We start from the raw sequence: 25,943 nt of genomic DNA, 5'->3' as shown, positions 1-25,943 counted from the left end.
GCGCTACTTCTCCTTGGTGATCAGCAGTTCATGCGCGCCGGCCGTCGCTGCGCCCATGGACTCAACCACTTCTTTGGTTCGTTGGTAAGTGGCAGCGTCGGCTGCCGGTGATGCGCAGACTCCCTGTGGAGCGTCGCTGGCAACCGAGCACCACCGATAGGGATCGCGGACAATCACCGACGGCGCCCAGGCAAGGTCCGAAGCAGTCCAGGCACCCGCGGCGTTCTGGCTGAACTGGGCCCTCACCAGCAGTCCTTCGTTGTTGACTACGTACCAGGGCGACAGCTCCGTGACACCGTTGCCCAGTCCGTACACAATCCACGTGCCCTTGTAATTCTCGATCGGCAGCACAGAGTGGGTGTGGTGCCCGTAGATCATGGTGAACTGGCCGCTGTCCACCAACGCGTGCGCAACATCCTGCTGCTGGGCGTTGGCTTCGCTGGCATATTCGTCGCCTGCGTGCATCACTCCCAGGACGATGTCCGCTCCCAACGCCCTAGCTTGGGTTGCCTTGGCGATCATGGCGGCAGGATCAAGCTCGTCCACCAGCCACGGGTACTCGGGGATCTGGCCGTTGTGGCCGTAGGTACCGATGATGACAGCCACCTTGGCAGCCTCCGTTTGGAGCATCAGGATTTCCTTGGACTCCGCTTCCGTCCGGTAGGAACCTGTGTGCTTGAGTCCGGCTGCGTCCAGGGCATCGAGCGTCCGCAGTAGCCCGTCGGTCCCGCGGTCAATGGTGTGGTTGCTCGCCGTGGTGCAGGCCTGGTAACCAACGTCCTTGGAGGCGGTGATGATCTGCGGCGGAACATTGAAGGACGGATAGGCCGAGAAGGGCCCTTCGGGCGTCGCCACCGGTGTTTCCTGATGACAGATGGCGAGGTCGCTGTTGCGGATATAGCGTCGCTGTCCTTCAAGGAGGGGGACGAACGTGTACCCGGGGAGGCCGGCCGCCGCGGCGTCGGCCCTTGCCTGTTGCCACAACTGGGTGTGGACCAGCATGTCGCCGGTCACGGTGATGGAGGTGCATCGAAGTCCGGGGCAGGCCGGACCTTTGCCGGGAGTGGGGTTCGGCGCCGGGGTGCGGGTTGGCGTTGGTGACTCCGACGCGGGAGCAGAGGCCGCGGCGCTGCGGTTCTGGTTATCAGTTTCGGCAACGACGCCACAGGCGCCCAGTGACAATGCAGCCAACGCAGTGATTGTCACCAGTATGGCCCGCGTATGACGGATCCGTCCTGCTGCAGATGTGATGTTCCCCATGGTTTTCATCCTACGGCGGAAGGGCTGCACGCCCGGGCGCGCCGCCCTTGAGGACACGATTCTTACGTGAAAGAGTCACTTCATGACCAACCCCCTCCTGAGCCCCAGCCCCCTCCCGTATGGACTTCCTGCGTTCGCCGACCTCACCCCTGGGCACTATGCCGAGGCTGTCGATACCGGTTTGGCCGAGCACCTGCAGGACATCCAAGCCATCACGGACAACCCCGAACCGGCAACGTTCCAGAATACGGCCGTAGCCATGGAACGCTCCGGGCGCCTTCTGGACAGGGCGGCTGCAGCGTTCTTCACCGTGGTTTCGGCCGATGCCTCTGATGACATCAAGGCCTTGGAGACAGAATTGTCACCCAGGTTTTCAGCGCACCAGGACGCCGTGTACATGAACCGCGCCCTGTATGAACGGTTTGCCGCGATCGACGTCTCCGAACTTGACCCTGAATCCTCGCGCCTGGTGGAGGAATACCTGAAGGAGTTCCGGCAGTCCGGGATCCAGCTTGATGCCGCTGGACAACAACGCCTGCGGGATGTCAACGCAGAACTCTCGCGGTTGGGAACCGAATTCGGACAGCGGGTCAAGGACGGCATGAAGTCCGCTGCGCTCTTGCTCGACGACGCAGGAGACCTGGCCGGGCTGCCCGCCGAAGACGTCACGGGGGCCAGCGAGGCAGCAAAAGCTGCCGGGCACGAAGGAAAGTACCTGCTGACACTCATTCAGCCCAGCAACCAGCCCGCTATCGCGTCGCTGGAGAACCGGACCATCCGGCGTCGTTTGTATGAAGCGTCCCTGGCACGCGGCATCAGCGGTGGGACCATGGACGTGCGGGACCTCGTGTCAGCTACTGTCCGGTTGCGCGCGGAGAAGGCCCGCCTTCTGGGTTTCGCGAACTATGCCGAGCTTGTGGTGGACCAGCAGACCGCACCAAACTTCGGCGATGTGGAGGCCATGCTTGGCCGACTGGCCCCTGCCGGCGTCCGCAACGCCCAGTCCGAGGCCGAGGCCTTGGCCGCTTCGGCCGGGCATGACCTGGAGCCGTGGGACTGGGCCTACTACTCCTCCAGGGTCCGTAAGGAGAAATACGAGGTGGACGAGCAAGCGCTGCGTCCCTACTTCAGCTTGGACAGCGTCCTCTCAGACGGCGTCTTCCATGCTGCCACCCAGTTATACGGCATCACTTTCCACGAGCGGTCCGACCTTGATGGCTACCACCCGGAGGTACGCATCTGGGAAGTGCGCGACGAGGACGGCCACGGAATCGGACTGTTCCTGGGCGACTACTACACCCGTGCTTCAAAGCGTGGTGGCGCGTGGATGAATTCTCTGGTGGAACAGTCCAGCCTGCTGGGAACAAAGCCCGTGGTGATCAACAACCTCAACATCACCAAACCTGCCCCCGGCGAGCCCACGCTGTTGACCCTCGACGAGGTCCGCACCGTATTCCATGAGTTCGGCCATGCACTGCACGGGCTCTTTTCCGAGGTCACGTACCCGCGCTTCTCCGGCACATCCGTTCCCCGGGACTTTGTGGAGTACCCGTCGCAGGTCAACGAAATGTGGATCATGTGGCCCGAAGTCCTGGCCAACTACGCCCGTCATTACTCCACTGGGGAACCCCTCCCCCAGGCCACCGTGGACAAACTCAATGAATCACTGCTGTGGGGCGAAGGATTCGCCACCACCGAGTACCTTGCAGCTGCCCTGTTGGACCTGGCCTGGCATGTGCTGGGTGAAGCGGACGTTCCAGAGGACGTCATTGCGTTCGAAGCCAAGGCCCTTGCCGGCGCCGGAATTGCCCACCCGCTGATTCCACCGCGGTACCGGACGGGATACTTCCAGCACATCTTTGCCGGCGCGGGCTACGCCGCCGGCTACTACTCCTACATTTGGAGCGAAGTACTGGATGCGGACACCGTGGAATGGTTCAAGGAGAACGGCGGCCTGACAAGGGCCAACGGCGCCCACTTCCGATCCGAGCTCCTCTCACGGGGCAACAGCCGTGATTCTTTGGAGTCCTTCCGGACGTTCCGGGGCCGCGACGCAGAGCTGGAACCGCTGTTGAGGCGCCGCGGACTGGAATAGAAACGACGGCGGCCGGTCACCTCGGAAGGTGACCGGCCGCCGTTCGGTTAACTCTTACCAGCCGCGTTCTGCGAGGCGGTGGGGCTGGGGGATGTCGTCCACGTTGATGCCCACCATGGCTTCGCCCAGGCCGCGGGAGACCTTGGCGATGACATCGGGGTCATCATGGAACGTGGTGGCCTTCACGACGGCGGCGGCGCGCTCTGCCGGGTTGCCGGACTTGAAGATTCCCGAACCGACGAACACGCCGTCAGCGCCGAGCTGCATCATCATCGCAGCATCAGCCGGGGTGGCGATGCCACCGGCGGTGAACAGCACCACGGGGAGCTTGCCGGTCGCGGCGACTTCCTTGACCAGCTCATACGGGGCCTGCAATTCCTTGGCCGCAACGTAGAGCTCGTCCTCGGGAAGGGCGGCGAGCTTGGCGATCTCGGAGCGGATCTTGCGCATGTGGCCGGTGGCGTTGGAGACATCGCCGGTGCCGGCCTCGCCCTTGGAACGGATCATCGCCGCGCCCTCGTTGATGCGGCGCAGCGCCTCACCGAGGTTGGTGGCACCGCACACGAAGGGAACGGTGAAGTTCCACTTATCGATGTGGTTGATGTAGTCGGCCGGGGTCAGGACCTCGGACTCGTCGATGTAGTCCACACCGAGGGACTGCAGGACCTGGGCTTCAACGAAGTGGCCGATGCGGGCCTTGGCCATGACCGGGATGGACACGGCCGCGATGATCGCATCGATCATGTCCGGATCGGACATGCGGGACACGCCACCCTGGGCACGGATGTCGGCCGGGACGCGCTCGAGCGCCATAACGGCGACGGCACCGGCGTCTTCGGCGATGCGGGCCTGCTCGACGTTAACGACGTCCATAATGACGCCGCCCTTGAGCATCTCCGCCATGCCCCGCTTAACGCGGCTGCTGCCCGTGACGCTGTTCGCGGACGAACCGGCTTCGTTGCTTACATCTGGTGTAGACACAAAAACCCCTATGGGTAGATAAACGACCTTTTTGCCGGAGGCACGCGCAGCCACACGACCGCAATCAGCGCACACCGGGTTTTCAGGTCAAGGTGACCAAGTACTAGTAATAGTAGTCGCACGTTCCATGGTGGGAGTACATTCATTACCGCTTCGACGGGCAACAAAGGACGCTGTGGTAGGTCAGGTGCACAACCCGCGGGGGACGACTTTGGTCTTATGCCAGTTCCCTGCGGACAGGCCGCTTGTTAGCCGCTAGCCCGCAGCAGCCCCGTCGGCCTCGGCCATGGCCTGCCGGCGCACTGTGGACATACGCTGGATGATGGTAACCACGCTGGCCAGTGCCAGCAGGATCAAGGTCCCGAACAGCACTACGGGCGGTAGCCCCAATCCGGTCAGGCCGGTGATGAGCAGAACGGACGCCAAACGCTCGGCCCGTTCGGCGATGCCCACGCTGGCCTGGTACCCCAGGGACTCCGCCTTTGCCCTGGCATAGGAGACAACCATGCCCAGGACAAGGCAGACGACGGCGGCAGTTCCGATCGCGGGATCCTCACCATGGGTGAAGAACCAAATGGTGATGCCGGCAAAGATCGCGCCGTCAGCCAAACGGTCCAGGGTGGAATCCAGGAAATTGCCCCAGCCGCCACTCCTGCCTTGGAGCCGTGCCATGATGCCATCAACGACGTCGGAGAAGGCGAAGAATGCCACCACCACAGAGCCCCACCACAGGTGACCGAGCGGATAAAGCACCAAGCCACCCAGGATCACGCCTGCCGTACCTGCCATGGTCACCGCGTCAGGGGAAACCCCGATCTTGAGGAGCCAACGGGCAAGTGGTGTGAAAAGTGATGTGAAAAAGCCGCGCGCATGCCTATTCAGCATTCGACTCCCCCGGCCAGGCTTCGGCCACGAGCTTGCGGACTTCGTCCAATGTCTGCGTGATGGCCTTGGTCTGGGCGATGATCGGGAAGAAGTTGCCATCCCCGCCCCAGCGCGGGACTACGTGCTGGTGAAGATGTGCGGCGATTCCCGCGCCGCCGGTAACGCCTTGGTTCATGCCCAGGTTGAAGCCACTGGGGTTGGATACCTTCCTCAAGACCCGCATGGCGGTCTGTGTGAGTTCGGCGAACTCGGCAGTCTCTTCCACGGTGATGTCCGTGTAATCGGGCACGTGGCGGTAGGGACAAATCAACAGGTGCCCTGGGTTGTACGGGAAAAGATTGAGGACCACATAGCAGGTCCTCCCCCGGTACACGATCAGGGATTCCTCGTCCGATCGCGTGGGTCCCACACAGAACGGGCAGTCGTCCTTGTTCTTGAATTGATCCTGCCCGCCCTTGATGTAGGCCATGCGGTGCGGAGTCCACAGGCGCTGGAATGCGTCCGGCACGCCCGCCAGTCCGAAATCATCGGTTACGTCGGCGTCGCCCGGAATCCCAGCTGCCGCGCCTGTGTTCTCCTGCACCGTCTCTGCGTCCGTTCCGTCAGCTCTCGCGGTTCTTGACGGCGTCCACAATCCTGCGGACCGCCTCGGCCACGGGCACGCCGTTGTCCTGGCTGCCGTCACGGAAGCGGAATGAGACTGCGCCCGCCTCGGCATCCTCACCTCCGGCAATCAGGACGAAGGGAATCTTGTCTTTGCTGGCCGTGCGGATCTTCTTGGGGAAGCGGTCCGAGGAGATGTCCACTTCGGCCCGGATACCGGCTGCCTTGAGCTGGCCCACGACGTCGAACATGTAGTCGTTGAATGTCTCGGCCACCGGGATGCCTACCACCTGGACGGGAGCGAGCCAGGCCGGGAAAGCACCGGCGTAGTGCTCGGTGAGGACGCCCATGAAGCGTTCCACGGATCCGAACAGTGCGCGGTGGATCATGACCGGGCGCTGTCGGGTTCCGTCCGCAGCCTGGTACTCGAGCTCGAAACGCTCGGGCAGGTTGAAGTCCAGCTGGATGGTGGACATCTGCCAGGTCCTGCCGAGGGCATCCTTCGCCTGGACGGAGATCTTGGGACCGTAGAAGGCTGCTCCACCCGGATCCGGCACCAGTTCCAAACCGGAGGCAGCGGCAACCTCGGACAACGTGCGGGTGGCTTCCTCCCAAGCAGCGTCGTCACCAACGAACTTTTCTTCGTTCTTGGTGGAGAGCTCCAAATAGAAGTCGTCCAGGCCGTAGTCCTTGAGGAGGCCCAGGACAAAGTTCAGCGTAGTGGTGAGCTCGTCCTTCATCTGCTCGCGGGTGCAGTAGATGTGGGCGTCGTCCTGTGTCATGCCACGGACGCGCGTCAGGCCGTGCACAACGCCGGACTTTTCGTAGCGGTACACCGATCCGAATTCGAACAGGCGCAGGGGAAGTTCGCGGTAGGACCGGCCGCGGGAGCGGAAGATCAGGTTGTGCATGGGGCAGTTCATCGGCTTCAGGTAGTAATCCTGGGCCGGCTTGCGAACGGTGCCGTCTTCGTTGAATTCGGCGTCCACCTGCATGGCCGGGAACATGCCGTCCTTGTACCAGTCAAGGTGTCCGGAAACCTCGTAGAGGTGTCCCTTGGTGATGTGCGGTGTGTAGACGAACTCGTAGCCGGCATCCACATGGCGCTGGCGGGAGTAGTCCTCCATGGCCTTGCGGATGATGCCGCCCTTGGGGTGGAACACCGGAAGACCGGATCCCAGCTCGTCGGGGAAGGAGAAGAGGTCAAGTTCCACGCCAAGCTTGCGGTGGTCGCGTCGTTCGGCTTCGGCAATCCGCTCCTGGTAGGCCTTGAGGGCTTCCTTGGTGGGCCAGGCGGTTCCGTAGATGCGCTGGAGCTGCTGGTTGTTCTGGTTGCCCAGCCAGTAGGCAGCAGAAGAACGCGTCAGCGCGAAGGCGTTGGAGATGATTTTGGTGTTCTGCAGGTGGGGACCGCGGCAAAGGTCGCACCAAATGCTCTCGCCACTCTTACGGTCCACATTGTCGTAAATGGTGATGTCGCCGGCGCCGACCTCAACGTTGACGCCTTCAGCCGCGTCGCTTGCGTCGTTCTTCTTGCCCAAAAGCTCCAGTTTGTAGGGCTCGTTGGCCATCGCTTGGCGGGCTTCTTCTTCAGTGACCACACGGCGGACGAACTTCTGGTTCTGGTTGATGATCTTCTGCATCATCTTTTCCAGGGTCCGCAGGTCCTCCGGTGTGAACGGCTCAGCGACGTCGAAGTCGAAGTAGAAGCCGTCAGTGATGTACGGGCCGATGCCGAGCTTGGCGTCGGGGCGCAACTGCTGCACGGCCTGTGCCATGACGTGGGCGGTGGAATGGCGGAGGACGTTGAGTCCATCAGGGGAATCGATGGTGACGCCTTCGACGTCTGCGCCCTCGGCGAGGACCTGGTCAAGGTCCTTCAAGACCCCATTGACTCGGGCTACAACGACGTCGCGGCGCTCGAAGAAGAGTTCCGCGCCGGTAGTCCCTTCCGTCACCTTGGTCTCCTCGCCATCGACGATGAGGGTGATCTGTTGGGCATCTGACACGGGTGTCTCCTATTCATGGTTGAGGCTTCATAGCTTGTGGCGTACGGGGACCACAGCCAGCCACCGTCAATCGTATCTGCTTCCTCTGGGGCGGCCAAAGCAGCGCGCCGATGCCTGAAGCGGTGGCCTGTTCAGCTTCCCAAACCCGTGATGGCAAGGTTCCTGGAGATGCCATGAAGGGCACCTCGATGGGTGGATTCATCAGGTGGCTCGCCCCCGGCAGGCAGGAACTCTTTAAATGGCAATGTTTCAGGCCGGCTCAGGTCCCAGGCTTTTGTGGCGCTGAGGCTGATTCCTTTGGGACCTGTCCGCCTGGTGGTTCCACGGATCAGCAGCAACCGGGTCCCAAACAGCAGGGGTCCGGATTCTTCCTGGGCTTCATGGAAGAAAACCGAATCCACACAACCAGTGCCGTCATCGATGCTGATGAAGACCACGCGCCGGCCCCCGCGCATGGGCGGGGTCTGGGTTGCGATCCTTACCCCTGCCACCAGCACTTCAGTGCCGTTGCGAAGACTGAGGAGCTTATCTGCGGTAGTGACACCCAGCTTGTCCAACAAGGGCCGGTGGCTGTCCATGAGGTGCTCGCTGACATCGACGGCCATCAGGTCAAGCTCTGCCCTGACGTTTTCCACCATGGAGGGTTCGGGAAGTTCAGGCGTCAGGTTCCTCAACTCAACATCACCCAAGGCAAAGGACAGCTGCCCCTCCATGACGTCGGTGGCTTTTTTGGTGGGACTGCTTTGGAGTGCCTGTAAGTGTTGCACAAGGTCTGCCCGGTTGGCCTTCCCACCGGAATCCTGGTGGAGGGCATCAAATGCGCCAAGTTGGGCAAGCCTCTTGATGTTGGGCTTGCTCACCCTCGCCCGGGCCCGCAGGTCTGCCAGGGAATCATAGGGCTGGCCTGCCACGATCCTTTTCAGCTCAGCCCCTGACAGCCCATATATTCCCGAAAGGCTCAGGCGGATGCCAAGTTTGCCTTGATGGGGACCGTCCTGGATCTTTTCCACCCGGTATTCTGCATGGCTGCGGTTGATGTCCAAAGGCAGGATGGGGATGCCCAGCCTGCGTGCTTCGGCCACAAGGAGTCGCTTGGGATACATCCCGGGATCGTGTTCCCACAACCCTGCAAGGAAGGCCTCAGGGTGATGGGTCTTGAGCCAGGCCGACTGGTAGGTGGGCACGGCAAAGGCAGCACCGTGTGCTTTGCAAAAGCCAAAACTGCCGAAGGCTTTCAGGGTTCCCCAGACTTTGTCCACCACCTCTGGCGTGTAGTTCTTGATGGCTTCCCGGCGGAAGTAGCTCTCCACTCCAGGCTCATGTACTTCATCTCCCAAAGCCCTGCGGAATTCATCTGCCCTTGCCAGTCCGCATCCGGTCATGACATCAAACGTCTTCAGGATCTGCTCATGGAACACGGTGACCCCATGGGTTTCCTGCAAAACCGGCTTCAGGTCCCCATGAGGATAGATCTCCGGAGCAAACCCGTGCCTGTGCTCAAGGAAGGGCCGAACCATATCGGATTTCATGGGCCCGGGCCTGAAGAGCGAGATATCGATGATGAGGTCGTTGAATTCCCGGGGCGCCATTTTTCCAATGAGCTCCCGCTGTCCCGGGGACTCAATCTGGAAACAACCCAGCGTGTGGGTGCTGCGGATCAGCTCATAGGTGGGTTCGTCGTCGAAGGGAACAGCATTGAGATCGATCCTGCCATCGGCGGCGATATAGTCCGGACCTGTTCCTCCAGGTTCCACAGGGTGCCCTCCTGCGGCCACTACTTCAGCTTTGGAGGGATGAAGGCGAATGACTTCCCGGACAGCAAAAGCCATGGCACTTTGCATGCGCACGCCCAGGACATCGAGCTTGAGCATTCCCATGGGATCCATATCGTGCTTGTCGAACTGGCTCATGGGCAATCCCAATCCGCTGGGCTGCACGGGGGTGCGGTCCAGGAGGGTCGCATCTCCCAAAATCACTCCACAAGGATGCATGGAGATATGCCGTGGCAGGCGGTCCAACCTTTCGGTAAGGTCCACCAAGAGATCCAGCTGCTGGTTTTCTTCCAGGCCTCCTTGCTCAACCCGGCCTGCAAAAGAGCGCAGTTCCGGCTTCTCAACCAGTGCTTCACGGAATTTGCGGGCTGAAAATCTCCACAACTGTTTGGCAATTTCACCGATTTCGCCATCGTCCATTCCCAGCGCCAGGCCTGCGTCCCGGACAGCTCCCCTTGCCCTGTATCCGTTCTGCATGCTCATGAGGGTGACGCGCTCGGCTCCGAAGCGGTCAAAAATCTTCCGATAGACGTTGTGTCTTTCTGCGCTTTCAACATCCAGATCAATGTCGGGGAGGGTTGACCTGCGGCCTGACAGGAATCGTTCAAAAATGAGGTCGTGGCGGATCGGGTCCACTTGGCTGATATCGATCAGGTAGTTGACCAGGCTGGACGCACCGGATCCCCTCGCGGCAACCCTGACGCCCATATCAAGGATCATCCTGGATACTTCGGCGACAGTGAGGAAGTAGGGGGCAAAGCCCAGCCGGGCGATGATTCCGAGTTCATGCTCCAACCGCGAGCGCAGCTGCTTTTCTGCTTCTCCTGCGATGCCCGGGAACCTTCTGGTGATGCCGGACTGGCAGCGCTGGGTGAGTTCCACCATTGGGTCGTTGTCGATGCCGATGATGGAGGCTTCGGGAACCACGGGCTTCTTCCACCCCATGTCCAGGATGGGGTTGATGCGGCATTTGTCGGCGAGCGCTTCGGTGTTGGTGAGCAGTTTGTGAAGGTCCGCCTTTCCCTGACCTGCCGCGGCCATGATTTCTTTGCCGAGTTGGTGCATATGGTGTGCGTTTTTCAGCCAGCCCTGGCCTGTTGGTTGGAGCATGGGCGCGGCCGAGAGTTCGGGGAGGGATTTGAGGGTGCGGGCGGAGTCCAGGACGTCCGCGGTAGCGGCGCCGTCCTGGGCACAGTAGCGAACGGCGTTGCTGAGGACGGCTGGGATGTTGTATTCGAGTGCGAGCTTGAGCATGCGCACGGCTTGTGCGGTGCTGAGCGGTTCTCCAGGGGCGCTGAGGTGGGTGACTACTTCGGTGACGATGGTGCCGGGCGGCATGGCGTCGATCCATTGTTTGAAGAGCGTTCTTGGCCGCAGGTATTTTCGGCCTCCCATGGCCTGTCCAACATCTGAGTCAGGTCCGATCATGACTGTCAGCACGGGTTTGAGGGTGTGGGGGTCCAGTGTCCTTGAGGCCAGCTCGGCACGGGTGACTGCGGCGGGGATCGCTCCCCCGGCCTTACCAGAGGTGCGTGCGTGGGCGTCGGAGATGAGGCGGCAGAGTGCCCGGTAGCCGGCGCCGTTGTTATTGCCGTGGGCGAGGACGACGACGCGGCCCGCGACTTGGGTGCGGTGGTCGCCGTCGTCGTCGAATACAGCCAGGTCCACACCGACGATGGGATCAATGCCGGCGTCCATGCAGGCTTTGAGGTGTTTGATGGTGCCGTACAGGCCGTCACGGTCTGTGCAGGCGAGCGCTGTGGCTCCGTCTGCTGCGGCTGTTTGGGCGAGTTCGTCGGGCCAGGAGACGCCATAGTGCGCGCTGAAGGCCGTGGAGACGTGCAAGTGGGTGAAGCTCAAGGGTTCACGCTGCTTCGTCAGGCTCTACGGCCCGCGCCGGCGCAGCGTCGTGGATGCGCAGGAGCCGCCATCGTCCGCTGCTGACATGGCGGACAAGGTCAAGGGTGATGGGATCAGCAGCTGGGGCATCTGCATCTAAGGGTTGGAGTTGGACGCGCCATATTTCGTGGTCCACCAGTCCTGCTCCGGTTCCCAGGGGGGCGCGGCTTTCTTCAAGCCACCATTGGCGCCGCTCGTACCACCGGACAGGGTCATTGGAGACTGAGTAGCTCGTCCCTTTCCAGTGGACGGTGCGTGGCTGGCCTGTTTCCGTGCAACCGACCTCCACGGACTCGCTGAACAGCCCCATATCCTCACCTCGTTTGCGCCGGATTTTTACATTCGAATGTATGTTCGAATAAATCCAGTTTACGCCGGGGTCAGGACAAAACCTACTTCGAAGTTCCAGCCTTCTCCCTGGACCGCGCTACCCACTTGCCTGCCTGTTTCAACAGGGCATCACGCCAGGGCTGCATTCCCTGTGCGAGGGCTACGCCTCCCATCATTGACGATGCCAGGCGAAGTTGCTGGGTTCGCAGTATCCGCTTTCTGCCATAAGTGGCGAGAGCTTCCTTCAATGGCATTTCGTTGAGGAGTTTGCCCAGGGTCACGGCATCGATCAATGCTTCGCAGGCGCCCCGTCCCAGGTTGGGCGTCATGGCGTGAGCGGCATCTCCGAGCAACACCACGTTGCCCCGCGCGTAACGTCCCAGGAGTGGCGTGGTCCAAATCCGTTGGGCCAGGGAATTTTCCGGCGTCGCCAAGGAAAGGACCTTTCCCACTGCAGGCGAGTAGTGGGCATACCGGCTTCGTGTCAGTTCAAGAGCCTGGGCAACGTCCACTTTCTCCGGGCCGAGGTCCGAACGGAAGGAGGCGTACCAGTTGGTTCCGCTGCCGGTGGGTGCCAATCCAAAAATCTCTCCGCATCCCCAGTACTCGCCAATATCTTCTGTGGACGGAGTTGCTGGAATGACTCCACGGACAGCGATGAACGGTGTGGGCCTGGCGGCGCTGCGCGATCCCCAGGAAGCCTGCCGGACCACACTGTTGACCCCATCCGCCCCCACAGTCAGCCATGCGTCACCCGGGAGTCGGTCCACGCGCCCAGTTACCCGGCGGACGGCTTCCGGGACGGCAGAGTCCAGCAGCCTCAACAATTCCGGCCGTGACACCCCAAGGAGCCCCTCCCCTTCCATGGACAGCATGGGCTCACCTGAGGGGCTGCGGAGCGCTCCGGTCTTGATGATGGCTCCCCTGCTGCGGGCTGCACCCAATATCCCCAGCTCGGACAAGGCCTCCTGGGCTTCCCTCCACATGGCCAGGGTTGTTCCTACCGCAGGCAGTTCCGGACGTTGCTCGTACACCGTGACATCGAACCGGCCGGGGTCCAGCCGTGCTGCGAGCGCCAGCCCGGCAATTCCGCCGCCAATGATGTCCACTTTTTCCATGGCCACACTGTACTACTACATTTGTAGTAGCGATAGGGTTTGCGGCTAGACTTTCGCCATGCCGGACCGCCGAACAGAACTTGCCGACGCCGCCCTCGCCGTCGTGGCGGCGAAAGGCCTCAAAGGACTTACCCACCGTGCTGTCGATGCCCAAGCCGGCGTGGCCGTCGGAACCACCTCAAACTATTTCCGCAACCGCGCCGCGCTGGTCAGTGCCGCCGTCGACCGCGTCGAAGAGCGGGACACCCTCCTGCTCCAGCAGGGTGGATGGGAGACCCCGACGTCGGTGGCGGCCTTGGCGGAACAACTCACCGGCGCCCTCATGGGACTGGCGTTGGAAAATGCAGACCTCACCCGTGCCAGATTCGCTTTTGCCCTGGACCAGCCCGAGGTCGTAGCGGCCGGCCACGAGCGGATGCTCGCCGGACTGACCCACATCCTGGGCTTTCTGAACGTGCCGGACGCCAGGGCACGGGCCGAGTCGGTAGCCGACTACGGCGATGGCCTTGCCATGCACCTTCTGACCGCCCGCAAAGGCCAGGACATTGACAGGGCATCGGTGGCACGGAACATCCAGCGCCTGCTGGAGGGATGAAAGTCAAGGGGTGGACGGCAGCGGGTCCACAGAGCAGGATTGTGGCATGAGTACCAATGACGCACTCCTGAAGCAGGTCAACATCACGGCATCGGACGACAACCTGGTGGCAAGGTTTGAAATCGATGGGAACATACCAGGCTCCGGCGCTTACGTCGTGGGCCTTGTTGCCGCCAGTGAGGATTACTCCTCACAGCGTAGGCTCGGCATCGAATTCATGAACGGAGAGGCGATCTCCTTCTACTCCTTCAATCACTCCCTCAGCGCCGAGGAAAACTACGACATCAAGGGCGTAGAGCACTCCGGAAACGTCATCACCGGAAACTTCCCGATGTCGGCCATCCACGGGCTCAGCAAAGGCCATGTGATGACTGGCTTCAGCGAAGCGGACGGCCGCGACTTCCAGTCCGGGGTCCCGGTAACAGAAGCACTCTGACGTCAGAAGAGGCCTTCCACCGGCTCAATGAGCTCCGGTGAATTATTGCGGACGTTCCCCACGGCACTGCCGACAGGATCCAACGTCCATCCGGAGGCGGCGTCGTGCGCCTTGGAACGGACCATCTCCACCAGCTCCGCAGCATTCTTCTCCCGCGGATCCAACCAGGCTTCCATGGTCTCCGTGTCCATGGGCAGCGGAACCCGGTCGTGGAGGGCAGTGAGCTCGTCAAACACCGAAGCGCTGCGACGCGTCCGGGCAGATTCAGCAGTGGGGGTGTCCGCCGTCAGGATGGACATGGACAGCAGCCAGCGACCCGGATCATCATCAGCCGCCGACTGGTCCCGCCACCACTCATACAACCCGGCAAAGACCAGGCCCTGGCCATCCCCCGGGTGTACGTAATAAGGCTGCTTGTTCTTCCCCTCGCCCTTTTTCCACTCGTAATAGCCATCGGCCGGAACTGCGCAACGCCGGGCAACAGCAGCCTTCTTGAAAGAAGGCTTCTCCAAAAGGGTCTCGCTGCGGGCATTGATCAACCGGGCTCCCCCCTTGGGATCCTTGGCCCACGATGGCACCAGGCCCCACTTGGCAACATGGAGCTGCCGCTTCAGGTTGTCATCGACCAGCCGCTCCAACACGATCGGAACAGCGTCGGTGGGAGCCACGTTCCACGACTTTTCAAGGGCGATCTCGTTCTCCAGCTCGGCGTCGAAATCGGCAAGCAGGTCCCCCACCGCACGGGCCATTACATAACGTCCACACATGCCAACAGTCTGCCCTCTCCTCCCACATCGCACCAGCGCACGCGTGTGACGTAACCCGGCTTCCCGGCCACACGGGAATTATCAGGGGGCGGGTTACCGTTGATAACAACGAATTACCCGGCAAACCACCACTATTGAGGAGAGCTCTGTGGACTTCACTCCCGACTCCGGCACCATCACCATGTTCTCGACCACCTGGTGCGGTTACTGTAACCGCCTGAAGAAGCAGCTGGACGCCAAGGGCATCGGCTACACCGAGATCAACATCGAAGAAGTGGATGGCACTGCCGAACTCGTCGAGCAGCTCAACGGAGGCAACCGCACCGTCCCCACCGTCCTCTTCCCGGACGGAACCGCGGCAACCAACCCCTCCGCTTCCGAGGTTGAGAAGCGCCTGGTCGCCGTGTAACCGCTGGCTCCATGCGTAACCGCTGCAGGGCCCGCACGGAACAATCCACACGCTGTCTGCCACCTGTGATAGACAGATTGGGAATCCGTAGCGGCCCTGTTGCACTTAAGGGCCCCGCTCTCCGCGAGTCCGAAAGGAACATCTCCATGGTCCACGCAGTCAAAGGTGTCGTCGTCCGCTCCAAAGGCGCACCCGCAACCCTGGAAACCATCTTGGTTCCCGAGCCCGGTCCCGGCGAAGCTCTGGTGGACATCCTCACCAGCGGCGTCTGCCACACCGACCTCCACTACAAACTCGGTGGCATCAGCGACGACTTCCCGTTCCTGCTCGGCCACGAAGCCACCGGCGTAGTCAGCGCAGTAGGCCCCGACGTCACCCACGTAGCCCCCGGCGACCGCGTGGTCCTCAACTGGCGTGCAGTCTGCGGCAACTGCCGGGCCTGCAACCGCGGCCAGGCCCAGTACTGCTTCAACACCCATAACGCCACCCAGAAAATGACCCTCGAAGACGGCACGGAACTCTCACCGGCCTTGGGCATCGGTGCGTTCATTGAAAAGACCTTGGTCGCTGCCGGTCAGTGCACCAAAGTAGATCCCGACGCCGATGCCGCCGCCGTCGGGCTGCTCGGCTGCGGCGTCATGGCAGGTTTGGGCGCTGCACTCAACACCGGCGGCGTCAAGCGCGGCGACTCGGTTGCCGTCATTGGCTGCGGCGGAGTGGGCGTAGCAGCCATCGCAGGTGCCGCGCTCGCAGGCGCCACCACCATCATCGCCGTCGACATCGACGCCAAGAAGCTCGAGCGCGCCAAGGACCTCGGCGCAACCCACACGGTGGATTCCTCCAAGGGTGACCCCGTCGAGGAAGTCCGTGCCCTGACGGGAGGCTTCGGCGCAGACGTGGTGATTGACGCCGTCGGACGTCCTGAAACCTACAAGCAGGCCTTCTACGCCCGTGACCTCGCAGGAACCGTAGTCCTGGTAGGTGTCCCCACACCGGAGATGACCCTGGAACTGCCGCTTCTGGACGTGTTCGGCCGCGGCGGTTCACTCAAATCATCCTGGTACGGCGACTGCCTTCCCTCCCGGGACTTCCCCATGCTGGTGGACCTCTACAAGCAGGGCAAGCTGGACCTCGATGCCTTCGTCACCGAACGCATCACCATCGACCAAGTGGAAGAAGCATTCGACAAAATGCACCACGGCGCCGTCCTCCGATCGGTGGTTGAACTATGAGCACCCTCACCATTGACCACGTGGTCACCTCAGGCACGTTCTCGCTCGACGGCGGCACCTGGGACGTCGACAACAACGTCTGGATTGTCGGGGACGACTCCGAATGCCTCGTCATCGACCCCGCCCACAACCCTGGCGCCATCCTGCAGGCAGTCAACGGCCGCACCGTCAAAGCCATCCTGCTGACCCACGGCCACGACGACCACATCCGCTCGGCAGGTGAATTTGCGGAACTCGCCAAAGCACCCATCCACCTGCACCAGGACGACTGGATGCTGTGGCGGGCAGTGTTCCCGGACGTTGACCCCGACGTCGCAATTGCGGACGGCGACCAGTTCACCGTTGCCGGAGCCAGCTTGACGGCCGTCCACACGCCCGGGCACTCGCCGGGATCCGTTTCCTTCCACTTGCCCAGCGAAGGGACACTCTTCAGCGGAGATACGCTCTTCCAGGGCGGCCCCGGTGCGACGGGACGCTCCTACAGCGACTTCCCCACCATCATCGAGTCCATCCGGACCAAACTGCTCAGCTTGCCGGAAGAGACTGTGGTCCGCACCGGGCACGGGGACTCCACCACCATCGGAGCGGAAAAACCGCACCTGGACGAATGGATCGCCCGGGGCCACTGACGCACGGGAGTTACCTTCCGGGGCCTGGAAATCAGGGGCTTGCGTCCCTAGCCCACCAGGCTCCGGAAGTCGCCGTCGACGACGTCCGCGTACCCGCGGTAGGCCTCGATGACGGCATCCTCCACGGTCTTGACATCCAGGTGGGGCAGCAGGTCGTTGGCGGCGCCGGCGGTTGCAGGATCCCAGTCAAGGCCCAACTCGGCGTAGCTGGCCGTCAAGACGTCACGGATCGGCTTGGAGTCTTCCACCACAATCACGGAGCTGAAGAGCCAGCCACCGGAGACTACCCGCTGGGCGGTGCCGATCAGTTTGATGCTGTGGGCGGGAAAGTCAGGGTCCTCGCCGTGGACGCTGAACTCACCAGGGCAGTACTCCCCGGGGATCTCGCCGACGGCAGCGTGGACACCGACGCTGCGAAGCGCGCCTGCCAGCAACTCACCGAACTCCGAAAACCGGGCCTTGGCACGCACGATCGCGTCCGGATGCGGCTCAATGTGGTCAATGACCAACGTCCCCTGGTGATAGGCAGCCGCGCGTCCCCCGGCTTTCCGGATCAGGGGTTCGAAACCCAGCTTCCTGCACGCTTCCGCCGCCCCGGGAAAGCCAGGGAGGTTCGCATCCCGCTGTCCGAACGCCACAGTTGGCTGCGGACGGTACAGGCGAAGCGAGGGGCCCAACTGCCCGCTGCGGGCTCGCTGCAAAAGCTCCAAAGCAAAATCGAGGTCTTTTGCAGCACCCATGGATTCCTGCTGGCGGTAAGCAGTGAGCTGCGCCGTGGCTGCTTCGGCCCGCATCAGCTCTTCCTCAACGTCAGGATCTGTTCGGCCCTGCCGAACGGCCCGTTGATGTCGTGGAGGACCGTGGAAGTCAGGCCAATGCCGTCGGCTCCGAACGAGACCTTGTTGTCCAGGCCCAGCCATTCACCGGACGGCGCCCGGTACATGTGGATCTGGAGGTCAACGTTGGGAAAAATGTAGCTGTTTTCCCCCGGATGGACCCTGGCAGCGATGCCATTGGCGGTGTCCACCAGACCCATCAACCGTGCAAGATCGGAGCTGTCGTCGTGATCGGTCAGAGGATGCGAGGTGCGGATCCACACCTTGCCTGATCCAGGCCGGTGGCCCTCCGCCAAACGCATTTCCAGGGAACGGATGTAGCCACCAGGCCACACGCTTGCACCCTCCCACGGCTTGCATTCGTCGGGGGCCGGCATGGGCTCGTCCTCAACAGCTGCTACGGCACTGGTATCGCTGGTCACCATGCGCCACGCAGCGGCACGAATGGCTACACGGCCTCCAGCTGAGAGCTCGGCTTGTATGAGCTCGATGGTCCGGCCCGGGCGCAGCGTTGAGGTGGTGACCTGGAACTCGCCGCCGGGAATCAGCCCCAGGATTTCGTAACTGATCCTCGCCATGCGGACATCGTCCCGGGGCTCATGCCTTGCAAGGGCATCAGCCATGATGCCCGACGCCGGGGCCATATGCTGCTCATGCGGATTCCACGCACCTTGGGCATGGATAGTGGACCTGTAACGGCCCTGGCCCAACGATTCGTAGTAGAAATCGCCATCCGCCAGTTCCGGTAATGCAGTAGTCAACCCGAGCCTTTCGCCGATCCAGCAGTAGAACTCAGACCACTGTATCCGCTGATTTAGCCGCAGAACGACGCTTGCGGACCACCACTACCCAGACGATGACGACGGTCAAGGCCACAACCCCCAGCCCGGCTCCCACGGGCGATGCCGCCGCAACTGCAAGCCATGCCTCCAGGGCTGCCAGCCCGATGGTGGCATAAAGCAGCGCCCACACGAGCGAACCGGCAATCGCAGCGGGCAGGTATCTGCGAAGCGGCATTCGGGCAGCACCTGCTGCAAGGTTGATGGCCGTCTGCAGGCCGATGGTCAGGAAGGAAAGTACGACGGCGTACGGTCCCCACCGCTGGATGAGGACTTGGGCACGGGCTGCTTTGGGACGCTCCAAGGATCTACCGAAGCGGGTATGGGCGAAACCGGCCACGGCACCCCGTCCGATCCAGTACGTGACGTTGACCCGGATCATGACAATCGCAAAGAGCGCCGCGAGGGCGACGCCGAAGGGCAAGCTCATGATCTGATCCACTCGACTTAGGCTACCCTAAGCAGCGGTTCATTGAGGATTCGATCCGGCGGCCCGGGCGAAGGAAACCCTAGGATGAGTCCATGGATCTCCGCGATGCCGCCCAAGAGCTGTATGCCGTGCCGCCCCGAGACTTCACTACTGAACGAACCACCTTGGCCCGCAAAGCCAAGGATGACGGTGACAAGGACTTGGCCAAGGAGATCGCCGGCCTGCCCAAGCCCACCGGCGGCGCCTGGGCCATCAACATGCTGTCCGTTCACAAGCCTGAGGTGATTGACGGCGTCGTGCGTTTTGGCGTTGCGCTCAGAACCGCCCAGGAGGAGGGAGACGCGGAAGCGTTTCGTGAGCTCGGACAGCAGCGGCAGGGGCACCTGACTTCGGCCGTGCATGCCGCAAAGGATCTTGCCACCGAGCTGGGGACGCCCCTCAGTGCTGCGGCAGCAGCCGACGTGGAACAAACGCTGCGGGCCGCCATGGCCGACGCCGGCGCGGCCGCCGTCGTCGGCACAGGCCGGCTGGTGAGGGGGCTCAGCGGCAGCGGCTTTGAGGCAGTGGACCTCACAGGTGCGGTGGCTGCGGCCGCACCCGGGGACCTTATTGTCCCCGAACAGGAGGTCGCCGCGAAGCCGGCGCCAAAGAAGGAGGCTGCGTCCCGAACCAAAGAGGCGTCTCTCCCCAAAGCCGCGGCACCGAAGAAAAAGCCACCGGAAGAAGAGGCTACGTCGTTGGCGGATCGCCGGGCCGCCAAGCAACGGGCAGCGTTGAAGGTAGCTCAAGAAGAGTTCGATGCCGCAGACCAGGAGGCCTCGGAGGCCGAAGCGACGGCATCCTCAGCCTGGGATGTCGTCAACGAACTCTCAGCACGCCGAACACGCCTGAAGTCCGACATTGAGGACGCCAAAAAACGCCTGTCCTCGCTGGAAGCGGAACTTATTGGCCTGACCAGGGACACTGAGGCGGCGGAATCCCTGAAGAAACGTTCAGTCAGGGAGGCTGCCCAAAAACGACGCGCTGCAGACCAAGCCCAGCGGCGCGTGGACCGGCTGGGCTAGTTCTCTTTCCTGCCGACGGACTTTTCCAGGGGACGGGTGGCGGGCCCCTCCAAGTACTTGCCCTCTGGTGTGAAGCGGGAGCCGTGAAGCGGACAATCCCAGGACTTCTCGGCGTCGTTCCAGCTCAGGAGGCCGCCCAGGTGCGTGCACGTGGCGGAGACCTTGCAGACCTTCCCTTCCACAGTTGACACGGCCGCTGGCTCACCCTTGTACAACCCGACGACGCCTGTCCCCTCCGGTGGGCGGGTTTCGTCGGTGATCTCGGGGTTCTTCCTGACCTTGGCTGTGTCCTCGATCATCCGCCGGGCAACGTCCGCATTGTGACGGACACCTTCAACCGCGCCTTTCGGCGAGGTGACGCGATGATGGATGACGGTTGCCCAATCGGACTGGCCTCCCAGAATGTCCGAGGTGATGGACCGTGCTGCCGCCACCCCGTTGCTCATCCCCCATTTGTTATAGCCCGTGCCAAAAAAGATCCGTCCGTGTCCGCGGGGAAGTTTGCCAAAGAAGGGCATGAGATTGGTGGCCCGGTAGTCCTGGGCAGACCACGTATGTGTGACTTCAGCGCCAGGGTAGTGCTTTGTTGCCCATCCGAGCAGGTCATCCACGTGCGACTGCGGCGACGCGGCCCGGCCACCCGCATGCCCGTAGCCGCCCACCAGGAGCAATTCGCCCTCGGGAGTGGGTTGAGTGCGTTGGGACCGGGTGGGTGAATCGATGGACAGATACATGCCCTGAGGTATGTCGCCCGGTACCTTCAGCGCCGCTGCATAGGACCGGTTAGGCTCAAGCTTGGCAAAGTACAGGCCACGATCCAGGATCGGAGTCCCCGTAGCCAGCACCACGGTGTCCGCTGTGAAGGTGCCCTTGGGCGTGAAGACTTCCACGGGCTGCTTCGAGCCTACGTTCTGCACTTGCATGTCCTCAACGATCATGCCGCCATGCCCGCGGAGGTCCCTGGCGAGGGTTTCCAGCACGTCCATGGGGTTGATCTGGACTTGGTTCTCGAGCTCCAGCGCCTCCACTACGGGGAACGGCAGGCCGGCATCACGGCTGAAGTGGACGTCCAAACCTAAGTCCCGTGAAACCGCAGCCTCCTTGCGAAGCCGCTGGCCGCCGTCGTCCGTGGTTGCGAACGTCACCGCAGTGCGGCGCTGGAACGGAGTGCCCTGCTGCTCCATGTACTGCGCGAGCCAGGCCTGACCGGACTTGTTGGCCTCCACGTAGGCCTGCACCACCCTCAGTGAGTACTGGCTCCGCAGGGCGGACAGCACACCGCCTTGCAAGAGGCTCAGTTTCCCGGTGGTGTTGCCGGTGGTCACGGCACCCAGCGTTCTGGCCTCGAAGACCACCACACGCTGGCCTGACCGGGACAACAGCAAGGCCGTCACCATTCCAGTGAGCCCGGCGCCCACCACTATGGTGTCGAAGTGCTTTTCCTCAGGGATGTGGTCGGAGGTGAAGCGCATCTCCCGGTCCAACCAGAGCGATTTCATCGATCAGCCTGCCTCTCACCTCAATGGCATGTGGTGAGGGAAACGCTAGGCGGGTCGCTGGTGCTTATCAAGGGGTGGCGGTGCCTGCCGCCAAAGCCGCGGCGTGCCGAAGCCCGGGGTCCGGATCTCCAGCCCAACGCTCCAGGACGCGTTCGGCACGTTCCTTGGCGAGTCCCTCCAGCCGTGCCACCAACGGGCGGACAACATCCCTGGCAAGGGGATCCACCAGTTCCCGGGTCCCGGCTTGCCTGATGAAACCTTCAATACGGGTGAGATCGGTGTTGACCAGCACGCCTACCTTGGTCTGCAGCAGGACCACTGCGGCGAGGCGCCGTTCAAAGACCGGTTCCGCGTAGAGCTCCGAACTCAAGGCAGTGACGTCGTCATGGTTGAGATTCTTATACCGCTTCAGCGCATCCCGGACCGTTCCCCGCACCGCGCCCACGGACGCGCCATACACCTTCAGGGTCCCGCCCAGACGTTCACTGGCCTCCGCAGCTTTCTCCCACGTGGATTCCATCTGCAGGGTGTGGTCCATGAATTCACCGGCTTCGCTCACCCCACTATTTTGTCAGTGCCTCCCCCTAGCGTGATGACAACAGCAACCGACAGGAGCACCATGCCGTCCCAAGAGCTCGCCACCGAAGCATCTTTTCCGGGTGTCCCCGCTGCTTCGTCCATGCCCGACTGGTATCCCACTTTGCTTCACACTGTGGCCCAAGAGGTCCGCGTTGGCAGGACCAGGGCGGTGGCAGCGGCCAACAGCGAGTTATTGAATTCCTATTGGAGCATCGGCCGGCAGCTCGCCGAACGTGAGTCCGAGCAGGGCTGGGGCGCCAAAGTAGTGACCCGGTTGTCTGCCGACATCAGGACCAGGTTCCCGGAAGCGAAAGGCTTCTCCCCCAGGAACCTTCGGTACATGAAGAGCTTCGCCCTGGCTTGGCCTGACTTCCCAATGTTGCAAGCGCCGCTTGCAACATTGCCCTGGTATCACCAGATCGCACTGCTGGAAAAGCTCGACGACGCCGCCACGCGCCTTTGGTACGCAGCGGCGGCTGCCCAACACGGCTGGTCACGCAACGTTTTGACCCACCAGATCTCAACGCGCTTGCACGAGCGAACGGGGCAGGCCATCACCAACTTTGCCTCCACGATGATCCCTGCAGACTCGGACCTCGCACAGCAGGCAACGAAAGACCCGTACGTTTTTGACTTTTTGTCCATGACTGACCGGCACACCGAACGGGACCTGGAGCTGCAGTTGGTGAAACATGTGGAGAAGTTCCTGTTGGAGCTGGGCCAAGGCTTCGCTTTCGTTGGTGAGCAGGTGCGCTTGGAGATCGCCGGAGACGAGTTCTTTGCGGACCTCCTCTTCTATCACCTGAAGTTGCGCTGCTACATGGTGATCGAACTCAAGGCTGTGAAGTTTGAACCGGGGTTCCTTGGGCAACTGGGTATGTACATGGCAGCAGTGGACGACCTCATGGCGCACCCCGACGACAAACCGACTATCGGATTACTGCTGTGCAAGGAGAAAAACAGCGTGGTGGCCGAGTACGCATTGCGTGGGTTCAACGCTCCCGTGGGCATTGCGGAGTGGAAGACATCCCTCGCGGACTCACTCCCCGACGAGTTGGTGGCGAGCTTGCCGAGCATCGAAACCCTGGAGGCCGAGCTGGCGAGTGAGGCGGCGCGGTTGCAGGGGTGAGTTCCCGCGTGCCGGGGCCTAGACGTTGTCCTTGAACCACGCCAAGGTGTCGTTCCATGCTGCTGTAGCTTGGGCCTCCACATAGCGCTCACCGGTGTCGTTGTGGAACGCATGGTCTACTCCGGGGTAGACCTTGAGTTGGTGCTTGACCGTCGTGGCGTCCAAGGCTTCCTGGAGTTGGGGCATAGCGCCGGTGATGCGGGCGTCATTCTCGGCGTAGACACCAAAGACCGCCGGTTTGATGGTGGGAACCTTGGTCAGGTCCGGTGCCGGACCGTAGAACGCGGAGGTGGCTTTGAGACCTTGGATCTCGGTGCTCGCCTGCCACGTGATGCCGCCGCCGAAGCAGAAGCCAATCATGGCGATCCGGCCCTCTTCGACGAAGTCCTGGCCGTTGAGATAGTCGAAGGCGGCTTTGAAGTCGGCCACGTGTCTCTGCGCACCAGCCTGCGTGAGCGCGCCGGGAACGGCGTCGGGATCCATGGTCGACGTGCCGCCCTCCCTGCTGAGGAGGTCCAGGGCCAGCGCTACGTAGCCTTCCTTGGCGAAGCGACGGGCAACGTCCTGGATATGCGGGGTGAGGCCGCGGTTTTCGTGGCAGATCAAGACTCCAGGACCTCTTTGGCTCCCCTCCGGCCGGGCCAGGTAGCCGCTGATTTCGGTCCCGTTGGAGTCGAACTTCACTGTCGCCGTTGCCAGTCCCGCAGCACCTTCCGGAACGGACAGTGGGCTCTTGGCATTGGGGACGGCGGTGGTGGAACCTCCCGTTGATGTGGCCGACGAGGTAGGCGTTGGTGTTGGCATAGGGTCCGTGGTTCGGGGTACCTCGTCCGGAGTACAGCCAACCAGGGTCATGGCCGCCGCAGCCGCAGTCATGCTTCCCATGATGAACGCCACCCGCCTGGTGAAGGTCTTGTGCGACATGTCCCCCGAGCGATAGTCATCATAGAACTCTTCGATCAAGTACTTTTCGAACTTCTCCAGCTGCACCATGGCGATCCTCCCGGCGATGTCGAATATCTTCCCCTGACGAGAAGACGCGAACAAGGGCGGGATGGTTCAGCCACAGTCTTGCCGGAACCATCTCCAATAATGTCGGTGCCTCCTGGGAGAGTTGGGGCATGGAGCAGATCCGGGAAGGGCAGGCGGAGACGGCGGGGGTGTCTGCTGTGCCGCTTCTTGCTGTTTCCCGGGGCGTGGGCCGGTCTGGGAGTTCAGTTCGGCCCGGCAGTTCGGTTCGGCCTGGTTCAGTTCAGTCCGGCACTGTCAGCGGCGATTTGATTAGTCAGTTGAGGGTGTTGGAGGAGATGAAGTCGGCTATCTCCGGTTTGCAGGCGCAGATTGCTGTGGCGTTTGATTTGGCGCAGCGGGCTGAGCAGGCCGGGGCTGGGGTGCCCGCGGCGGAGCGTGGCAAGGGCGTGGGGGCGCAGGTGGCGTTGGCGCGGCGGGAATCCCCCAACCGGGGAGCGAGGTTGTTGGGCTTGGCGAAGGCCTTGGTGATGGAGATGCCGCGCACTCTGGCGGCGCTGAGCAAGGGCCAGTTGAATGAGTGGCGGGCGACGCTGCTGGTGAAGGAAACAGCGTGTTTGTCGGTGGAGGACCGGGCTGCGGTGGATGCCGAACTTGCCCCTGATACCGGGACTTTCGAGGGTTTCGGTGACCGGGCCCTGGTCGCTGCGGTGAAAGCGGCCGCGTACCGTCGTGATCCACGGTCGGTGGCGCAACGGGCCAGCCACGCCGCGACGGAACGGTCGGTGAGTCTGCGCCCGGCGCCGGACACCATGACTTATCTGACCGCGCTGCTGCCGGTCGCCCAAGGGGTGGCCGCCTATGCGGCGTTGACCCGGGCCGCTGATGCGGCCCGTTCCAGTGGGGATCCCCGGGGCCGCGGGCAGGTCATGGCCGACACCCTGGCCGAACGCCTCACCGGCACACCCGGCGGGGTCGCCGGTGTTGAACTCCAGCTCGTCATGACCGACCGGACCCTGTTCCAAGGCGACAGTGAACCGGCCAGGCTCCACGGCTACGGCATCGTCCCCGCGGAGTGGGCCCGAACCCTGATCGGCGTAGAAGAACCCCTCGCCGGGGCCGGGACCAAAGCACGGGCCGACGAAGAGCAGGACTTCGCGGTCTGGGTCCGGCGGCTCTACACCGCGCCCGGGAGCGGGGAACTGCTGGCCATGGACTCCACAGCACGCCTCTTCCCACCCCGACACCGGCGATTCATCCAAGCCCGGGACCACACCTGCCGGACCCCGTACTGCGACGCGCCCATCCGGCACATCGACCACATCGTGCCCTGGCACTCCGGCGGAACCACCACCCTCGCCAACGGCGCAGGGCTTTGCGAAGCGTGCAACCACACCAAAGAAAACCCCGGCTGGACCGCCACAGCCCTGCCCGCAGCCACCCACACCCTGCACATCACCACACCCACCGGACACACCTACCACTCCAAAGCCCCACCACTCCCCGGACACCGACCCACCAGAACATGATGCAGACACAAGAAAGGCGGACAGCGATTGCTCGCTGCCCGCCCTCAAT

24 protein-coding genes are annotated in these 25,943 nt (G+C 62.6%); 9 read left to right on the top strand and 15 right to left on the bottom strand.

The window, feature by feature from the left end:
• Positions 1-3: 3 nt before the first annotated feature.
• Complete coding sequence (locus ABIE35_RS05940; protein WP_502921364.1) at positions 4-1,260, bottom strand: CapA family protein; 1,257 nt, start codon at positions 1,258-1,260, stop codon at positions 4-6.
• Positions 1,261-1,342: 82 nt separating this feature from the next.
• Between ABIE35_RS05940 and ABIE35_RS05935 the strand changes: the two genes are divergently transcribed.
• The gene (locus ABIE35_RS05935) at positions 1,343-3,355 is read left to right on the top strand and encodes a M3 family metallopeptidase (RefSeq protein ID WP_354513221.1); all 2,013 of its coding nucleotides are present in this window, start codon (positions 1,343-1,345) and stop codon (positions 3,353-3,355) included.
• Between the two features lie 54 nt (positions 3,356-3,409).
• Here the strand turns inward: ABIE35_RS05935 and pdxS are convergent, their stop codons facing one another.
• The 7 genes from pdxS to ABIE35_RS05900 form a co-directional block, all read right to left on the bottom strand.
• On the bottom strand, positions 3,410-4,336 hold the full coding sequence (gene pdxS, locus ABIE35_RS05930) for a pyridoxal 5'-phosphate synthase lyase subunit PdxS (protein WP_017197521.1): 927 nt from the start codon (positions 4,334-4,336) through the stop codon (positions 3,410-3,412).
• Between the two features lie 255 nt (positions 4,337-4,591).
• Positions 4,592-5,221 (bottom strand): phosphatidylinositol phosphate synthase, encoded by a 630-nt coding sequence (gene pgsA / locus ABIE35_RS05925; protein WP_354513219.1) that lies wholly within the window; start codon positions 5,219-5,221, stop codon positions 4,592-4,594.
• Positions 5,211-5,804: an HIT family protein gene (locus ABIE35_RS05920; RefSeq protein WP_089595256.1), complete on the bottom strand. Its 594-nt coding sequence runs from the start codon at positions 5,802-5,804 to the stop codon at positions 5,211-5,213. Before ABIE35_RS05920 ends, pgsA begins: the two co-directional genes overlap by 11 nt.
• A 19-nt stretch (positions 5,805-5,823) precedes the next feature.
• Entirely contained in the window at positions 5,824-7,833 is a 2,010-nt protein-coding gene (gene thrS / locus ABIE35_RS05915) for a threonine--tRNA ligase (protein ID WP_354513217.1), read from the bottom strand.
• 131 nt (positions 7,834-7,964) lie between these two features.
• Entirely contained in the window at positions 7,965-11,465 is a 3,501-nt protein-coding gene (locus tag ABIE35_RS05910; RefSeq protein ID WP_354513215.1) for a DNA polymerase III subunit alpha, read from the bottom strand.
• Positions 11,466-11,469: 4 nt separating this feature from the next.
• Complete coding sequence (locus ABIE35_RS05905) at positions 11,470-11,814, bottom strand: DUF6504 family protein (protein ID WP_354513213.1); 345 nt, start codon at positions 11,812-11,814, stop codon at positions 11,470-11,472.
• Positions 11,815-11,896: 82 nt separating this feature from the next.
• Positions 11,897-12,958 carry an FAD-dependent monooxygenase gene (locus tag ABIE35_RS05900; protein ID WP_354513211.1) on the bottom strand — a complete coding sequence of 354 codons (1,062 nt, stop codon included), beginning with the start codon at positions 12,956-12,958 and terminating at the stop codon, positions 11,897-11,899.
• Between the two features lie 52 nt (positions 12,959-13,010).
• Between ABIE35_RS05900 and ABIE35_RS05895 the strand changes: the two genes are divergently transcribed.
• Positions 13,011-13,547 carry a TetR/AcrR family transcriptional regulator gene (locus ABIE35_RS05895; protein WP_354513209.1) on the top strand — a complete coding sequence of 179 codons (537 nt, stop codon included), beginning with the start codon at positions 13,011-13,013 and terminating at the stop codon, positions 13,545-13,547.
• 46 nt (positions 13,548-13,593) lie between these two features.
• A complete protein-coding gene (locus ABIE35_RS05890; RefSeq protein WP_089595262.1) occupies positions 13,594-13,983 on the top strand; it encodes a hypothetical protein in 390 nt (129 codons plus the stop codon).
• 2 nt (positions 13,984-13,985) lie between these two features.
• Here ABIE35_RS05890 and ABIE35_RS05885 read toward each other — a convergent pair whose 3' ends face one another.
• Entirely contained in the window at positions 13,986-14,732 is a 747-nt protein-coding gene (locus ABIE35_RS05885; RefSeq protein ID WP_354513828.1) for an SOS response-associated peptidase, read from the bottom strand.
• Positions 14,733-14,898: 166 nt separating this feature from the next.
• Here ABIE35_RS05885 and ABIE35_RS05880 point away from each other — a divergent pair, with 166 nt between their 5' ends.
• The 3 genes from ABIE35_RS05880 to ABIE35_RS05870 all read left to right on the top strand — a co-directional run bounded on the left by ABIE35_RS05880 (position 14,899) and on the right by ABIE35_RS05870 (position 17,020).
• A complete protein-coding gene (locus ABIE35_RS05880; protein WP_091467878.1) occupies positions 14,899-15,159 on the top strand; it encodes a mycoredoxin in 261 nt (86 codons plus the stop codon).
• A 146-nt stretch (positions 15,160-15,305) separates the two neighbouring features.
• Positions 15,306-16,391, top strand: a complete 1,086-nt coding sequence (locus tag ABIE35_RS05875; protein WP_354513206.1) for an S-(hydroxymethyl)mycothiol dehydrogenase — start codon at positions 15,306-15,308, stop codon at positions 16,389-16,391.
• On the top strand, positions 16,388-17,020 hold the full coding sequence (locus ABIE35_RS05870) for an MBL fold metallo-hydrolase (protein ID WP_354513204.1): 633 nt from the start codon (positions 16,388-16,390) through the stop codon (positions 17,018-17,020). The genes ABIE35_RS05875 and ABIE35_RS05870 overlap by 4 nt, the downstream gene beginning before the upstream one ends.
• 47 nt (positions 17,021-17,067) lie before the next feature.
• Here the strand turns inward: ABIE35_RS05870 and ABIE35_RS05865 are convergent, their stop codons facing one another.
• From ABIE35_RS05865 to ABIE35_RS05855, 3 genes are read right to left on the bottom strand one after another with little or no spacing between them, the layout of a single operon-like run.
• Entirely contained in the window at positions 17,068-17,814 is a 747-nt protein-coding gene (locus ABIE35_RS05865) for a lipoate--protein ligase family protein (protein WP_354513202.1), read from the bottom strand.
• Positions 17,814-18,617 (bottom strand): thioesterase family protein, encoded by an 804-nt coding sequence (locus ABIE35_RS05860; RefSeq protein ID WP_354513200.1) that lies wholly within the window; start codon positions 18,615-18,617, stop codon positions 17,814-17,816. Before ABIE35_RS05860 ends, ABIE35_RS05865 begins: the two co-directional genes overlap by 1 nt.
• A 31-nt stretch (positions 18,618-18,648) precedes the next feature.
• Positions 18,649-19,137, bottom strand: coding sequence for a DedA family protein (locus tag ABIE35_RS05855; RefSeq protein WP_354513198.1), 489 nt, complete (start codon positions 19,135-19,137; stop codon positions 18,649-18,651).
• Between the two features lie 80 nt (positions 19,138-19,217).
• Here ABIE35_RS05855 and ABIE35_RS05850 point away from each other — a divergent pair, with 80 nt between their 5' ends.
• Entirely contained in the window at positions 19,218-20,189 is a 972-nt protein-coding gene (locus ABIE35_RS05850) for a hypothetical protein (RefSeq protein ID WP_354513196.1), read from the top strand.
• On the opposite strand, the gene ABIE35_RS05845 is transcribed toward ABIE35_RS05850, so the two are convergent.
• Both ABIE35_RS05845 and ABIE35_RS05840 read right to left on the bottom strand, forming a co-directional pair.
• Complete coding sequence (locus ABIE35_RS05845; protein WP_354513194.1) at positions 20,186-21,688, bottom strand: FAD-dependent oxidoreductase; 1,503 nt, start codon at positions 21,686-21,688, stop codon at positions 20,186-20,188. The genes ABIE35_RS05850 and ABIE35_RS05845 overlap by 4 nt on opposite strands.
• A 67-nt stretch (positions 21,689-21,755) precedes the next feature.
• Positions 21,756-22,247, bottom strand: a complete 492-nt coding sequence (locus ABIE35_RS05840) for a DNA alkylation repair protein (RefSeq protein WP_354513192.1) — start codon at positions 22,245-22,247, stop codon at positions 21,756-21,758.
• Between the two features lie 60 nt (positions 22,248-22,307).
• On the opposite strand from ABIE35_RS05840, the gene ABIE35_RS05835 reads away from it, so the two are divergent.
• Positions 22,308-23,396 carry a PDDEXK nuclease domain-containing protein gene (locus ABIE35_RS05835; RefSeq protein WP_354513190.1) on the top strand — a complete coding sequence of 363 codons (1,089 nt, stop codon included), beginning with the start codon at positions 22,308-22,310 and terminating at the stop codon, positions 23,394-23,396.
• Between the two features lie 18 nt (positions 23,397-23,414).
• Here ABIE35_RS05835 and ABIE35_RS05830 read toward each other — a convergent pair whose 3' ends face one another.
• On the bottom strand, positions 23,415-24,389 hold the full coding sequence (locus ABIE35_RS05830) for a dienelactone hydrolase family protein (protein ID WP_354513188.1): 975 nt from the start codon (positions 24,387-24,389) through the stop codon (positions 23,415-23,417).
• Between the two features lie 128 nt (positions 24,390-24,517).
• Here ABIE35_RS05830 and ABIE35_RS05825 point away from each other — a divergent pair, with 128 nt between their 5' ends.
• The gene (locus ABIE35_RS05825) at positions 24,518-25,894 is read left to right on the top strand and encodes an HNH endonuclease (RefSeq protein WP_354513186.1); all 1,377 of its coding nucleotides are present in this window, start codon (positions 24,518-24,520) and stop codon (positions 25,892-25,894) included.
• The last annotated feature ends 49 nt before the right edge of the window (positions 25,895-25,943 follow it).

The organism is Paenarthrobacter sp. 4246 (assembly GCF_040546855.1).
Classification (GTDB): Bacteria; Actinomycetota; Actinomycetes; order Actinomycetales; family Micrococcaceae; genus Arthrobacter.
The sequence above is the reverse complement of the archived record's forward strand: the minus strand, read 5'-3'. Positions and strand labels throughout refer to the sequence as shown.